Source organism: Rossellomorea sp. FM04394 (assembly GCF_041889765.1).
GTDB classification, from domain to species: domain Bacteria; phylum Bacillota; class Bacilli; order Bacillales; family Bacillaceae_B; genus Rossellomorea; species Rossellomorea aquimaris_B.
Window position 1 is genome coordinate 4199476 of record NZ_CP168654.1, and the last position, 15336, is coordinate 4214811.

Sequence of the window (15336 nt, forward strand, 5' to 3'; positions counted from 1 at the left end):
CATGCGAGTTATCTATCTTTCTCTCATTTTATTACTATCCACGTCACTAAGCGCTTGTACCCTTTTTGAAAAAGAACCTGATACCTCTGTCTTTTACGCCCCGCACGCAGACGACGAAACGCTCAGTTTAGGTCCTTCCATCCTGCGGCAAATTGACAAGGGAAATGAAGTAGCGGTGGTGCTTCTTTCACATGGTGAAGCTAGCCAGTCGATCAACAAAGTCAATGAAAACTTACAAGAAAAAAACCTCCCACCCATTTCGAAAGAAGAATTCGGTGACTCCCGGGTAAAGGAATTTAAGAAATCCGTTGAAGAATTAGGAGTCAAGCCAGAGAACGTTTATGTATATGATCTTCTCGATGGTGAGATCAAAGAAGACCAAGTCATGACGATCATGAATGAAATGAACGAACGCTACCCTGAAGCAAGACATCATGCCTTGTCCTATCATGACCCTCACCAGGACCATGCCGCGTCAGGAGAAGCTTTAAAAAAACTGGTTGAAGACGGGACCATTCAATCGGCCCTCTATTACCTGCCTGTTCAAGAATTTGAGAATTTGGAGTACGATGACACTTATCCTGTGCCTGATGAACTGAGTGATGAGTATACTAAGAGTTTGGATTCTTATCGGATTTGGGAGCCTGGTGAAGGGTTCTATCGGATTGGGTATACTTCGGTGGAGTCTTATTTTGTGGAGGCTGGGAAGTTTGGGGAGAGTCGTTGGCATAGGTAGAAAAAACATCCCCTCGTGTAAGTGGGGATGTTTTTTATTTGTGTGGTAGTGGCACCTATAGCCTTACCATCATTCAATGAGCTCCAACGCCATCTTTCTTTCTTGCAAATCTATAGTTACCTTATAATCGATCGTTTTCAAGTAGTACATTCCGTTAGTTTGATCGACAACGGTTGCTTTCTCGATTAGATCTTGAAGTTCAGGACTATCTGTATCGATATCTTCAATGATTATTGCATTAGAAAGTAACTCGTCATTAAAGCGATACGTAATTTTGTCGAAGGAGTACTCAAGAAGTTTTCTCCCATAAGAATCCGTTCTTTCATTTGTTAATTCTAATAGATCTTCTTTTATTTTGTCATAGTCCATCTCTAAATAGGCTAAATAATAACTGTATGAATTGGTGAATATCTCTGGAAGAAAATCCAGCATCTCTCGAATGGAAATATCTAAAGGTTCTTGTGGATTATATAAAAGTTTTACTTTATCTGCTTTGATAAAAGAATTGACTCCATTCTCATTGATACTATAAAGGTCCCCGATTTTCTTATCGACATATATTTCAGTTCCGAATTCCATCGTTCTACTAACGTTATCCAAAGATTTATCCTCATAGACCTTTACACTCTCGGTTGAAATAACCGCATTTTGACCTACAGGTATTTCTTCTATTTTTTCAGGCTTTTCATCCCCTGCATCAGGATCTAATAAGGCATTGCCCTTGAACATGCTTGTTAAAGAACTGAATGGTTTTAAGTCGAACATTTGAAGAGTGAAGAAAGATAGTAAGACAGTAAGTAATAAAATGGTCAACGAACTTAGCACTCTCTTGATGAATGATTCCTTTTTGACGTGATTCCCTGCTCGAGATATATTGCTTCGATTGAATTGTTCATTCAGCATTTCCTTGCGATACACTTTTTTCTCTTCTTCATTTAAATCATTAAACCAGCTTATGAACTCTTTATAGTTATCCAATACCTCTTTCTTCTCACCAAATTCTTTTAGCTTTCCGAAGTGAATCCACATCACTCGATCTGAAAACGAGCGAACTTGCCCAACAGAATGGCTAATGAAGAAAATGGTCTTGCCCTGCTTTTTGAATTCTTCTATCTTTTTCAGGCATTTGTCGTAGAAGGTGCTATCTCCAACAGAAAGAGCTTCATCTATAATAAGGATATCAGGGTTTGTATGGGCAGAGATTGCAAATCCCAGCCTCGATCTCATACCACTGGAATAGTTTTTGACTGGTTGTTCAATAAAATCGCCTATGTCAGCAAATTCTATAATTTCAGGAGTTACTCTTTTAATCTCCCTTTTATCCATACCAAGCATTAAACATTTCAACTCGATGTTTTCAAGTCCACTCAGGTTATTATTCAAGCCCGCAGAGATTGCAATCAAGGAAGGATCACCATTCATTTCAATCGTTCCGGAGCTTGGTTGTACAACTTCAGCAAGCAGATTAGAAAGGGTGGACTTTCCGGATCCATTGATCCCAATAACCCCGATACTTTCTCCATCATTCACTTCAAACGAAACATCTTGCAAGGCAAAGAAGTTTTTTGAGCTTTTCTTAATGCGAAATAGATCGAATAATTTGTGCAGCTGCTTCTTATTAAAAGTATAGCTCTTTGAGACATTTTTAAATTTAACTTTTGGCTTCATTACATACAAGCCTCCGAACTACAAGTAATCAATGAATTTTTTTCTGAATTTCATATGAAGACTAGAACCAATATAAAGCAAGAAAATAGTGACAATCCAAAAATACATTAGAAAATTTACATCTTCGAAGAACCATATGTTATACAGAAATGTATTTCTATATCCATCAATCAGGTAGTAAATTGGATTCAATTTTATGATTGGATCAAAAATATCAGGCATCATATGAATGTCCCATAATATAGGGGATAGATAAAACAACATTCTTAAAGTCGATTGTAACAAAGATTGAAAATCCCGAACAATTGTAGAGAATGTCGAGAACAATAATGTTGTAGCGTAAAGAAATACTATTGTACAGAAGAGATAATACGGTAACTGCAGCAAGTAAAGACTAGGTGTGACTCCGTTAAAATAAAGAATGACCACCATCAAAGTCAACATCACAAGAAAATTAAAAAAGTTACTCAGTATACTCACAGAAGGTAAGATACTTATCGGGAATTTCATTTTAGATACCAGCTTAATTTGCTTGAATACGCTGTTTGATCCTTGATTAATGGATGGGCTGATAAAGAACCAAGGTATTATGCCTACAATCAAGAAGGTGAAAAATGGATAGCCATTTACTTCTCCACCGCCTCTGATCCCTAATCCAAATATTAGCCAGTACACAGCGATTTGAATGGCAGGGTTTAAGAATTGCCATAGGACCCCGAGGTAATGCATCAAGTATTTACCCTTAATTTCATAGGTAGCCAGTCGAAGCATCAAATGAATATTTGTTAATTGTTCTTTAATTATGAGAAAAACGAATTTCATAGTATAGCTTCCTTATTATTAATCTAGTTATTATTCTTGGAAAGTGTTCAATTGGTTTTAACCCACATTACTAATAATATCGATTGTTTCCTCCAAGGAAAGCTTCTGTTTTGAATGAGGGTCTGCGTATCTTGGATATAAGATATACGCGCCAGCAAACAATTCTTCGATACTTAACGTTCTTTTTCTTCTGCTGACTAATTGACGATCATCCGTCAAGCCCCAACCAGAATAAAAAGGCGCCCCCAGAGTAGTTACTTTTATGCCTCTGATCAAGGCTTCAAAACCAGAAAGGGATGTAATCGTATAGACGTGATCGATTGTTTCAAGTGAATCAACAAGACTTAATGGTTCCTCAATTACTCTGGCAAGATGCTTAATTTCTTGAGGATCGGATTGTAAAGGTCTTCTCCCTGTCAAAACATCTGGATGAGGTTTGTATATGATTTCTGCATCCGGGTTTTCTTTTCTGGCTAAGATTACTGCATCGTTGTTAGTCCATCTAATGGCGCTGCCTTTTTGTATCGAAGCATCGTCTTCGACTTGACCAATAACCAGAATGCGCTTAGTGGTTTTAATGCCATATAGTTCTTCAATATTCCTCTTATCCACATGATTATATTTACTTATTCTAAGATGCAACAATTTGTCTATCGCTTGTCTTGCTCTATCGATGATTTCAGGTTCTTCATTAAATCTAAAGGTATTTAATAGGTGTTCCAAGTCACTTTCTTGTGTTGAGTCAAAGTACATCCCTTTCTTATCCAAAGAGATGGAGTAGGGGGGAGAATGCAATGAGCCCAGCCCCTTAGAGCGTACAAAGCCATCCTCCAACCTATATATGGGAATATTATGCTTGAATGCATAATCTCTTATGCTAGGGTCTTCATTGAATCCCCAAATAATGAATACTTTTCGGTCATATTTTTCAACACTATATTTCAGTATTCTTATATTCGTATGGAATGGAACGATTTTTATATCATACTCATTCAAGAAAGCATCCATATAGTTGCTTTTCCAATCTGAAATCTTAAAAAGATAAGCGACCGTTTTTCCGGATTCACCTTTTTTATCATTAACTAGGAAAATGATTGTTTTATATATAATATATAAAGGTTTTATTGTTGTTTTAATGACTTTTTTTAACTTTTTCATATTAAATAGTATATCATTCATTGTCCTTATTTTTTAACAGTGGCTTTACTGATATTTATTGACTTCGAATCATTCTGCTGAAATAGACTATTAAATAAGTCTGTTTCTCTTAAGGATTTAAGGTTATCCATTGAGATACCTACAACACTGCTTTGTTTTAGAGGTCCCTGAATTTTATAAATCCAGTATAGAACTAAGAGCTCATCACTTGGAATGTGCCCTAATGTACCTACTAATTCTTTAAAGTATGAATGAGGATAGCTTTGCGGGATTTTTTTCATTATTAATAAATGCTTTAATAAGTCACTTGCGTCCTCATCCGCGTGCAGGTAATTTGTTTCATTTAACAAAATTAAATCTATTTCATTAAACAGTCTGCCAACGTTGGTACTCTCACCCGTCTTGGCTTTTCTGAACCATACATTGGTTTTCGTTCCTAAGTGAATGGAGTTAGGATAGTCGACATTAAAGTTATTTATTCTGATAACGACCTTGTGGCCATCAATAAAATCACCTTGCTCTTGAATGGTTTTCTCTTCCCCTACCACGCAAACGCTGCCCTCAGCCTGAGCTATTTTGGATTCAAAGGAACCCTCTAATGACAGTATGGTTCTATAAACCTCTTGAGCGTTGGATAATCCATTATTACTTTCAGGACCAACCAATGACGATAATGCTAAATAAGGTATGTCCGTTACTTTCACCTTTGATTTTTTGACCAGCTTTTTCGCCTCTGAATAGTATCCGGCATTATTGTAAATTGCCGCATACTTTATGAGATCATTGCCAGGAACCTTTTTTCTTCTTTGGATGATCTCTTGAATAAACTGAATTACTTTTTTATTTGGCCCTTCCACGCACCATAACAAATCAATCAGCTCGTTCAGTACCGCAATCTTTCGGTCATGTTTCAAGGATTCGTATAAATTGTCAATCGCAGTTGAAAGTTCACCCATCTCTTTAAAAGCTAAAGACCTGGTATAATAAAGAGACCAATCGATGTTTTTATTTTTACTTTCTATCAGGGTATCAGAAAGCTGAATAACCTCTTTGTATGCTTCTTTCTCCAACAATATTTGAAGCATATCCATACTCCACGCAAATTCAAGCTCTTTGTCATCAACTTGCTGTATGGCTTTATTCACTAATGTTTCCGCTTCTAATAATCTTCTGTTTTTGAATAATTCTTTACCTATCATGTAGGTATTCTTTGCAATCATTTTGTCTAATATCAGAATTGCCTCTTCTAGATCAATCCGTTCATTTGTATCAGGATTTAAATATCTAGGATAGATAACATATGCTGCCGCGAAAAGTTCTTCAATTGTTACTTTCCTGTTTCTCCTCGGCGTTTCTTGTCTATCATCGGTCAGTCCCCATCCAGCATAAAATGGAGCACCAAAACAAGTGACTTTAATTCCCCGTATCAATGCTTCAAATCCTGCTAAAGATGTGATGGTATATACATGATCGATTGTTTCCAGGGCATCTACAAGACCTAATGGTTCTGTAACAACCTTTGCAATGTCGGTTACATCCATAGGGTTTGAGTACGCTTTTCGATACCCTCCCAAGACGTCCGGATGGGGTTTATAGATGATTTCTGCATCTGGATTTTCCTCGTATGCCGCTCTTACCAGATCGTTGTTTTGGATTGATCTTGCACATCCATAGCGAATCGATGCATCATCCTCAACCTGCCCGATGACGAGTATTCTTTTTTTCTTTTTCTCCCCATAAATTTCGCTTATATCGGTTCGGGCTGTATGATTATATTTACTTACTCCCATGTTAATCAACATATTCATACTGCGACTTGCGGAGTCGATCACTTCTTTATTGTCTTCAAAGTTATAAGTCTGAATGATTTCTTCTAAATCGGATGCTTCCCTGGAATTAAAGTAAAGGGTTTTAGAATCGACAGCAATGGATAACGGTAGAGTGTGTGCAGCACCTAAACCTACTGACCTTACAAACCCATCTTCTACCCTGTAGACTTTTATGTTTTTTTGTTCAGCATATTTAATCAAATCTTCTTCTTCTTTAAAACCCCAGATAATGAACACTTTTTCTTCATATTGATTGAAATAAGGTTCTAATCTATCCATGTTTCCATTTCCAAATACAAAGGCGGTTCTATATTCGTTGAAAAAGTGACTCATGTGTTCTCTTTTCCAAGGATTGAAGCCAAACATGAAGGCTACAGGTTTGTCCGAAGAATCCCAATTAGACCCTATTGTTTGAAAAGGTAGTTTCCCAGTAGCCGGACTTTTTTTACTTTCATACAGTCCTGCCTTTTTAAGAACTTTTTTAGTAAGTTTCTTCATTTTTTTAATACCACTCATTCTTCTTAATTCCTTTCTGTTTGAAAATCCATACCAAAAGAAAACACTAGTTTTGCAGGGGTATCTGACTAACTAGTGCTTCAATTTAAATTAAAAATTCTCTCTTAGTGCATCCAGCATTCGATTATATTCCTCTGTTGTGATTTTTTCTTTCGTGTTCTGTTGAGTAGCTCGTTCTAATAGAGGAATTCCTTTAGTGTTTTCACCAGATGCTCTCGGTACTAAATGAAAATGTAAGTGTCTTACTTGTTCACTAATGGTCAGAGAGTATAAACGATCTATGTTAAGTACTTCTCTGAGAACTCCTTCGGTTTTTTTAATTAATAATCCGATTTGCATAAGTTCCTCATCAGTAAGGTCTGACCAATTTTCAACATGCCTTTTCGGTTCCAAATACAAATAACCTAAAACTTGTGAATCATAAGATCCCGGTGTAATCATCCAATATTCGTTTTCATATAATGGAGTTTCTATCGTTTGATGTTTTTCACAGATTGGGCAACTTTTCATAGAAAGCACTCCTTTATTATTGAACAATCAATACCTTACCATCAAGATAGTCCTGTATAAGGGAATGGTAATCATATTGTTCAGCCAAGATGTTATCGATGACCTCCCTGACAGCTCCCTCGCCGCCATTGGAAATTGTTACATATTGAGCATACTCTTTCACAATGCTGACCGCATTGTTTGGAGCCACTGGCAATCCAACTTTTGTAAGGACAGGAAGATCATTAATATCGTCACCGACATAACAAACTTCAGCAAGGCTGATCTGCATGTCCTCCATAATCTCTTCAAGTACCGTTAATTTATCGTGGATGCCTTGATAAACGTATTTAATTTTTAATTCTTCTGCTCTTTTTGAAACAGCTTCTGACTTACGACCTGTGATGATCGCTGTTTTGATGCCTGTATAATGAGCCAGACTGATTCCCATTCCATCCTGTGTATGGAATGGTTTGTATTCAACCCTATCAGAGCCGATATACAACTTCCCGTCTGTTAGTACTCCATCTACGTCTAAAACGATTAGTTTGATATTATTCTTCATCTTAAAACCTCTTATAATCCCAGGTTCACTAAATCTTGAATGTGAACCATGCCGATTGGTGTGTTAAATTCGTCCACAACAGGAAGCACATTTACTTTCTCTTCTTCGAGAATCTTCAATGCTTCTGCAGCTAAAGCATTTTCCTCAATAACAACAGGGTTGGGGTTGTAAAGATCAAATACTGAGCTATTCAGAATGTCTTGAGAAGCTGTAATCGCTCTACGGATATCTCCATCTGTCAATATCCCCATTAACCTATTCGTATCATCCACAACACTCGTTGCTCCCAACCCTTGGGCTGTCATCAGGAATAATGCATCTTGAATCGATGTTGTTGGTGTAACCAGTGGATTCTTACTCGATGCAAATACTACATCCTTCACCGTCATCAATAGTCTTCTTCCTAAAGACCCACTCGGATGGAATAGAGCAAAATCACTTGGGCCGAACTTTCTTGCTTTTAGTAGGGCAACCGCTAAAGCGTCTCCTAATGCTAACGTCACTGTTGTACTTGTTGTAGGGGCTAATCCTAATGGACAAGCTTCATCCACCTTTCCAATACTTAGGGCAAGATCTGATTTCATCCCGAGAGTAGATTCGGTGTTTTTTACGATTGCAATCATTTTTGCACCGATTTTTTTAATGGACGGGATCAGGCTTAAAACTTCTTCTGTTTCCCCACTATTGGAAATCGCAATGACAACATCATGTCTCGTCACCATTCCTAGGTCACCGTGTAATCCCTCTGATGGGTGAAGGAATAAAGAAGGCGTTCCTGTGCTCGCCATTGTAGCGTTAATTTTTCTACCAATGATTCCTGACTTACCCATTCCCGTTATGACTACTCTTCCCTCGCAATTCAAGAGCATGTCTAACGCTTCGTTGATGGAATCCCCTATGGTGTTTGTTAAAGCTAAAATCGCGTTTGCCTCTTTTTCCAAAACATCCTTTACCACTTCAGTGAAATCAACAGTTTTTACGCTTAGCATATCGTTCCTCCTACTTAATGATTAGTATTGTTTGATTAGTCGATCGATTTCTTTAATTGGCTTAAGCACTTCTTCCAGCTCATGCAATTTGACCATATTCGGGCCGTCAGACATAGCTTCATCCGGATTCGGGTGAGTTTCCATAAAGATAGAAGACACTCCTACAGATGCAGCCGCTCTTGATAGATAAGGAACGAATTCTCTCTTACCGCCAGTCGTTGTACCGTTTCCTCCTGGAATTTGAACGCTGTGTGTAGCATCGAATACAACCGGTGCTCCTAATTCACCCATTGTCACTAGTGAACGCATATCAACAACAAGGTTGTTATAACCGAATGTTGTACCTCTTTCTGTTAAAAGGATACGATCATTTCCTGTTTCTTGAACTTTTGTCACAACGTTTTTCATATCCCAAGGTGCAAGGAATTGACCTTTTTTCACATTGATGATTTTGTTTGTTTTCGCTGCAGCAACCAATAGATCTGTCTGTCTGCAAAGGAAAGCCGGGATTTGGATGATATCCAGGACTTCTCCTGCCATTTCAGCTTGTCCAGCTTCATGGATGTCTGAAGTTACAGGAAGATCAAATTCTTTCTTTACTTTCGCAAGGATTTCAAGACCTTTCTCGATCCCAGGTCCTCGATCTGAATGGATGGATGAACGGTTCGCTTTATCGAAAGAAGCTTTGAAAACATATGGGATTCCTAGTTTAGTAGTGATTTCTTTAACCGTTTCTGCGGTTTTCATTACAAGCTCTTCGCTTTCGATCATACAAGGACCCGCGATTAGAACGAACGGGTTATTCCCACCGAATTTAATGTTGTCGTTTAAGATGATTTCTTTTGTCATGATGCATTTCCTCCTAATATTCTTTCTACTTTTGCTATATCTTCCGGTGTATCTACACCGACAGCTTCGTATGTTGTTTCAAACACCTTAATTTTGAATCCATTTTCAAGTAATCTCAGTTGCTCAAGCATTTCCAGTTCTTCGAGTGGCGATTGAGGCAGATTGACAAATTCGCCAAGGATATTCTTTGGATATCCATAAATGCCTAAGTGCTTATAGGTTTTAGCCGTGGCAAGACCCGAACGGTTGAACGGGATGTTTGACCTTGAAAAATAAAGGGCATAGTCATTAGTGTCCGTTACTACCTTTACTATGTTCGAGTCATCCTTATCTTCGTCATTGTTTATTTCAACTTTAGCCGTGATCACAGCATCTGACGATTCCTTGGCATGTGAAATGAGCAAGTCGATAAGTTCAGGTTTGATTAGCGGCTCATCGCCTTGAATATTCAAGAAGAAATCTCCTTCAACCTTAGAAGCCACTTCTTGAATTCGGTCCGATCCCGTTTCATGGGAAGTGCTGGTCATAACGGCTCTTCCTCCAAAGCTTTCTACCACTTTACTGATCTCTTCATGATCTGTTGCCACAATTACCTCATCGATCAGTTTACTTTGTTTCGCTCTTTCATATACATGTTGTATCATTGGTTTTCCCAAGATAGGCGCTAATGGTTTTCCAGGAAACCGGGATGAACCATATCTAGCAGGTATGACGGCTACAAATTTCATGTTCTCTTTCCTTTCTTTGGTTGTTCGTATCAATTCGATCAGCTATTTTTTCTGCTGTCAGCTTATTGCGGGATTGAATAGAACCTTCTATTTGATAGATAAACCTTAAGTAATAGATGAATTTTTGAATCCTCGTTTTGTTAATGGGTTTTTGCAGGGTACCTTTGAGTACATCGGTTAATTTATCAGGAGAACTGCAATGATCCACTACACCTTCTATATTATAAAAAGCTTCACCGAGAGTGATCACTTTTTTGTTTCTGGCCAAGGCTTCAACTCCGACAGTCGAGTTAATGGTTATGACTGCGGCCGCGTTGTTCAGCAGCTTACTGACACCGTACTTCTTTATAAAGGTAACACCTTGAACATTTTTGTACTTTTTCTTTAAGTCTTGATAATTATTCCTGGACATATCTTCAGGATGTTCTTTAACTAAGACTTCAATATTCCTATTTTGTTCTATATTAATAGTCTCTACCGATTCATAAACCAAATCGAGTAAATCCCTCATATCTTTTATAGTAGGAGAATGATAGAGGATTTGAGTATCCCGTGATACTTGGAATGGGACAAACACATATTCTTTTGGGAGCTCAAGTCGATCAGGCCTTCTCTTTGAGAAAAACTTTTTTTGAACGAAATACTTAAGCCCCTGCCAAAATGTGATGTGTACATAATAGTTCGGATGAATCCGGAATAAACCGCCCAACATTGAAAGAAGCTTCACAAAAGCTACTATAAATAAACTCTCATTTTTTTCTTTCAACTGTTCTAACTCAGGTTGAAACAGATACAATCTCATTCTCTCACGGTCTATTTCAATTGCATCATAATAATCAGGTGATCGTGGAATTGAGGATTCTTGATTGATCCCTTTATGATCACAAGTCACTGTATACGGTCGGAACAAACCATCCTCAAAGTAAACAATTTCGATGCCTCTTTTATTTGCAATATACTTTGCAACTTGGTCGATCCAATGATATCCATTAAATAAACAAATCACCTGGATATCCTTCGACTCTATATATCTATCAATAAAATACATGTATCGTTTATACGTCTTCAGTTCCTTAGCAGACACATCGGAACCCAAAATATCCCTGCGATAAGTAATATTATAAATGGATAATCGACACAACTCCTCATTACTTATCGGATATTCGTCTTTGGTTACATGAAATGGCACAAACAATGTAGAGACATTACTTTTAAACAAGAGTTCCCCCAACTCGAATTTCAAAAGATGACATGTATGACCCTTTTCCTCCAATGATGTCGCTATGTTCATGAAGAAGCTTTTATTTCTGTTTCCTCTTAGGAATAAATAATTACTCATTTCCCCCTCCTTGTAAGGAGTCCGTACTTTTAGAATTCTACAAAACTCAACAGTCAAAAAAAGCAATAGTGAGATTATAACATAAAATTTTAATTTTTTTGTAAAAGAAAGTAAAATTTTTAATTAAAATGTAATATTGTGTTTCTTTTACATTTACACCATTTTAATAAAATTTAATATAAGCTGATAAATTTTATAAGTAAGCAATAATGCGGTATTGCTACAATAGATGAGATTTTAATATATTAAAATCATTTTTCTATTCTCTCATAATCGGCAATTGATTTGAATAAGAAATAAGGAAATTGTCAAATTTTCAAATAATTTATCGCATGAAAATGAGTAATATTTTCACAATAAACTACCATAATCTCTTAATTTTAGGCTATAATGCTAATAAATGTGATAAAATGACAATATTATCTACCAAACTATGACAATAAAGGAGAAATATCTGTGAAAAAGACGCTTACCACTGTAGCAGCTACGGCTGTTCTCTCATCTTCCTTTGTTAGTTATGCGGCAGCCAGTACCCATAAGGTAGAATCAGGTGATTCGTTATGGACGATTGCCCGTGAGTACGATACGACGGTATCGAACCTGAAGAACTGGAATAAGCTGCAGTCAGAGCTTATTTACCCTAATCAGCTTCTGAAGGTTGCTCAAAGCGGATCGAACGTTACTGCGCCCCCTAAGAAGACAGAGAATAAGAGTAATTCCAGTAATAAGACGTATACCGTCAAATCCGGTGATACATTGGGACAGATTGCTCTTACCCATTCTGTATCAGTTTCGGAGTTATCAAGTTGGAATGGGATCAAAGGCCATTTGATTTATCCTGGACAGGTATTGAAGGTTTCAAAGGGATCTGGTTCTACTCCATCTCCGGCACCGGCACCGAAGCCTGCCCCCAGTCAACCACAGGGAGGGACCTACACAGTAAAGTCCGGTGACACCCTTGGAAAAATCGCTCTTACATATTCTGTATCTGTCAGTGAGTTATCTTCATGGAATGGAATTAAGGGGCACTTGATCTATCCTGGTCAAGTCTTGAAGGTTTCAAAGGGGAATGGACAAGCTCCGAAACCAGCTCCAACAGCTCCTTCTCCTTCCAAGCCTGAGCCGGAATCAGGGCAGCAATCCTATACGGTGCGCTCCGGGGATACCTTATCTCATATCAGTATGAAGTTTGATGTTTCAGTGGCTGAACTGAAAAGCTGGAACGGGCTTAAAAATGATTTCCTGCGAGTTGGACAGATCCTGCAGGTGAAATCAGGGAAGAAACCGGTAGCTCCCCCGCCAAAACAGGAAACACCTAAGGCCCCCGCTTCCTTTAGCGTTGATACATTATTAAGTGAGGCTAAGTCCCATATGGGGACCCCTTATGTATGGGGAGGTTCATCGGCCGGAGGATTCGATTGCAGCGGTTTCATCTATTATGTGTTTAAACAGGCTGGTTCGGACAGTGTGAAGCGTCTTTCGAGCGAAGGGTATTATAGCCGTTCTTATTACGTGAATAATCCTCAGCCAGGGGATCTTGTATTCTTCGAAAATACATATAAAAAAGGCATTTCTCACTTGGGCATTTATGTAGGGAATAATCAATTCATTCATGCAGGGGATAATGGCGTCGAGATCACCAGTTTGGATAATTCCTACTGGAAGTCTAAATTTGATGGATTCAAGAAGTTTTATGAATTATAGAATAGTAGACCCCGATGACGTCATCGGGGTCTTTTTTTATGGTGTATAGAAGTCCTGGGTATAGTACACGCCGTACTCTCCGCCGAAGTGTATTCCCACACCGAGTTTTTTGAAAACGGGGCTCAGGATGTTCTTGCGATGACCGGATGAGTTGACCCAGGCATCGTGGACAGCAATGGCATTGAACTGACCAGCGGCGATGTTTTCTCCAGCTGATGAGAAGGAGATGCCCGCGTGATCCATCCTTTGAAAGGACGATAGGCCATCCGGGTTATCATGACTGAAGAAGTTTCTTTCGGCCATGTCCCTGCTATGGGCCCTTGCTACTTCCCGGGCATCAGGATCTGCTTGGAGTGGAGCGATAAGATGTCGTGCCCGTAGTGCGTTTGCCTGGTCGAGAATCTGCTTCTCCAGACCATCTCTTAATGCTGTTTCGTTCACATCGGGATTGGTGATCGTGAAATCGTCCCTCATGAGTAAGATACCGGAAAGTGTATGGCCATCATTTTTATCATAATAAGTACGTATGAGCATGTCATCATCATAATAGTCGCTTCCCCGATTATGTTCTGCACCTATTTGTTTCAAAAGCGTTTCTACTTCCGGTTTCTCAAGACCCAGCTTAAGTCCTGACTGGGATACCCAGCTGTCCGAGTTTGAATAAAGGGCCACGACGACTCCTTTAAAGACACCAAATTGGATATATGTCTTGGGATCCTTATTGTAAACATACCAATCAAAGCTGAATCGGCTTTCATCTATTCGCTGGGGATTTCCGAGAGCAGAGCGCAGAAAGGCTTCTGACGCGTTGATATGGACCCCTTGGAATTGGAATTCTTCCGTGCTGCCTATCAATTCTTCCTCCACGTTAGAAGAAACGGCATTGCTCCCTCCTAAAATGGAAAATGCCGGATACAAGTTTACTAGACTTTCCATTGGAGAAGGAATCCTATCTTTTTTTACTAATAGAATCGGTGCGTTATCTTTCGCTGCCAGAACAGATCCCGACAACGCATCGGCAAAGTTAGCACCCGTTGCAACGTAAGCATGCTCCTTTTCCATGGGCAGGCCTTCAATGATCTTCTTCGCTGTTTCATAACGATCCACTCCGCCATACCGGGTATCAGGAGGGAGTTTCGATGCTACATCTGAAGAAATGACCCCTTCGCCACCTACCAGGATCGTTTTTTCCTTTTTATCTGTTATCGCTTTTGTAGCTGCCGGTAAACTTCCGGATTCAGTCAGCACAATGGGAATTCCATTCTTAGCGGCATATGGTGCCACCGCCAGGGCATCCGGAAAGTTCCGACCGTTGGCCACGATGGCTTTGGTGGAAGGTAGATAGTTTGCTATCTTGGCAGCCGTCTGAAAACGATCATCGCCTCCGATTCTCGTAATCTTCATGCCTAAATCCGTTAATTGCTTTTCTACGTAACGATCGATGGCCCCGACCCCACCCAATATGTATACATGCTTTGCTTTTAGTTCTTCGATTCTCTCCTTCGTTTCAGAAGGTAATCGATGTTTATAGGTCAGTAATATTGGGGCCTCCAGTTTATAAGCAAGGGGGCCTCCTGCCAGGGCGTCGGGAAATGTTTCTCCACTTGCAAGTACCACCTCATCCGACTGAATCCATCCCCATCTGGAAATCATGCTTGCTGTATCATACCTGCTTTCACCGCTTATTCGCTCTACATTTGAGTTCGCTTGGACACGATCCATTTGTATCATGCTGAAAGCGAGTATGAAGATTAAAATGGTGATTCCGACTTTTTTGATCAAGTTATCCTCTCCCTCTTTTTTATACTCCAATTATACCAAATTAACCCAACTCCCTCGGGGCTAAACGACAATTAATTGGTATTTTCTTAATCTTTTGTCATAAGAAGACAAAAATTTACTAATGTATTTCTTTTTCAGCTGATTTCTAGTATATTTTTCTTA

At 38.8% G+C, this 15336-nt stretch carries 13 protein-coding genes; 2 read left to right on the forward strand and 11 right to left on the reverse strand.

The window, feature by feature from the left end:
- The first annotated feature begins 1 nt into the window (after position 1).
- Positions 2-736, forward strand: a complete 735-nt coding sequence (locus ACCB35_RS20990) for a PIG-L family deacetylase (protein ID WP_374055173.1) — start codon at positions 2-4, stop codon at positions 734-736.
- Between the two features lie 69 nt (positions 737-805).
- On the opposite strand, the gene tagH is transcribed toward ACCB35_RS20990, so the two are convergent.
- The 10 genes from tagH to ACCB35_RS21040 form a co-directional block, all read right to left on the reverse strand.
- The gene (gene tagH, locus ACCB35_RS20995) at positions 806-2404 is read right to left on the reverse strand and encodes a teichoic acids export ABC transporter ATP-binding subunit TagH (protein ID WP_374055174.1); all 1599 of its coding nucleotides are present in this window, start codon (positions 2402-2404) and stop codon (positions 806-808) included.
- A gap of 18 nt (positions 2405-2422) precedes the next feature.
- On the reverse strand, positions 2423-3226 hold the full coding sequence (locus ACCB35_RS21000) for an ABC transporter permease (protein WP_374055175.1): 804 nt from the start codon (positions 3224-3226) through the stop codon (positions 2423-2425).
- 57 nt (positions 3227-3283) lie between these two features.
- Positions 3284-4384 (reverse strand): capsular polysaccharide biosynthesis protein, encoded by a 1101-nt coding sequence (locus tag ACCB35_RS21005; protein ID WP_374055176.1) that lies wholly within the window; start codon positions 4382-4384, stop codon positions 3284-3286.
- A gap of 26 nt (positions 4385-4410) precedes the next feature.
- Positions 4411-6729 carry a hypothetical protein gene (locus ACCB35_RS21010; protein WP_374055177.1) on the reverse strand — a complete coding sequence of 773 codons (2319 nt, stop codon included), beginning with the start codon at positions 6727-6729 and terminating at the stop codon, positions 4411-4413.
- A gap of 90 nt (positions 6730-6819) precedes the next feature.
- Positions 6820-7239 (reverse strand): HIT family protein, encoded by a 420-nt coding sequence (locus tag ACCB35_RS21015; RefSeq protein WP_374055178.1) that lies wholly within the window; start codon positions 7237-7239, stop codon positions 6820-6822.
- Between the two features lie 16 nt (positions 7240-7255).
- Positions 7256-7783: a KdsC family phosphatase gene (locus ACCB35_RS21020; RefSeq protein ID WP_374055179.1), complete on the reverse strand. Its 528-nt coding sequence runs from the start codon at positions 7781-7783 to the stop codon at positions 7256-7258.
- A gap of 11 nt (positions 7784-7794) precedes the next feature.
- Positions 7795-8772 (reverse strand): SIS domain-containing protein, encoded by a 978-nt coding sequence (locus ACCB35_RS21025; RefSeq protein WP_374055180.1) that lies wholly within the window; start codon positions 8770-8772, stop codon positions 7795-7797.
- A 21-nt stretch (positions 8773-8793) separates the two neighbouring features.
- The gene (kdsA, locus tag ACCB35_RS21030; RefSeq protein WP_374055181.1) at positions 8794-9621 is read right to left on the reverse strand and encodes a 3-deoxy-8-phosphooctulonate synthase; all 828 of its coding nucleotides are present in this window, start codon (positions 9619-9621) and stop codon (positions 8794-8796) included.
- A complete protein-coding gene (kdsB, locus tag ACCB35_RS21035; RefSeq protein ID WP_374055182.1) occupies positions 9618-10349 on the reverse strand; it encodes a 3-deoxy-manno-octulosonate cytidylyltransferase in 732 nt (243 codons plus the stop codon). Before kdsB ends, kdsA begins: the two co-directional genes overlap by 4 nt.
- Entirely contained in the window at positions 10321-11688 is a 1368-nt protein-coding gene (locus ACCB35_RS21040; RefSeq protein WP_374055183.1) for a hypothetical protein, read from the reverse strand. Before ACCB35_RS21040 ends, kdsB begins: the two co-directional genes overlap by 29 nt.
- Before the next feature lie 456 nt (positions 11689-12144).
- Between ACCB35_RS21040 and ACCB35_RS21045 the strand changes: the two genes are divergently transcribed.
- The gene (locus ACCB35_RS21045; RefSeq protein WP_374055184.1) at positions 12145-13392 is read left to right on the forward strand and encodes a LysM peptidoglycan-binding domain-containing protein; all 1248 of its coding nucleotides are present in this window, start codon (positions 12145-12147) and stop codon (positions 13390-13392) included.
- 36 nt (positions 13393-13428) lie between these two features.
- Here ACCB35_RS21045 and ACCB35_RS21050 read toward each other — a convergent pair whose 3' ends face one another.
- Positions 13429-15174 carry a cell wall-binding repeat-containing protein gene (locus ACCB35_RS21050; RefSeq protein ID WP_374055185.1) on the reverse strand — a complete coding sequence of 582 codons (1746 nt, stop codon included), beginning with the start codon at positions 15172-15174 and terminating at the stop codon, positions 13429-13431.
- Positions 15175-15336 lie beyond the last annotated feature (162 nt).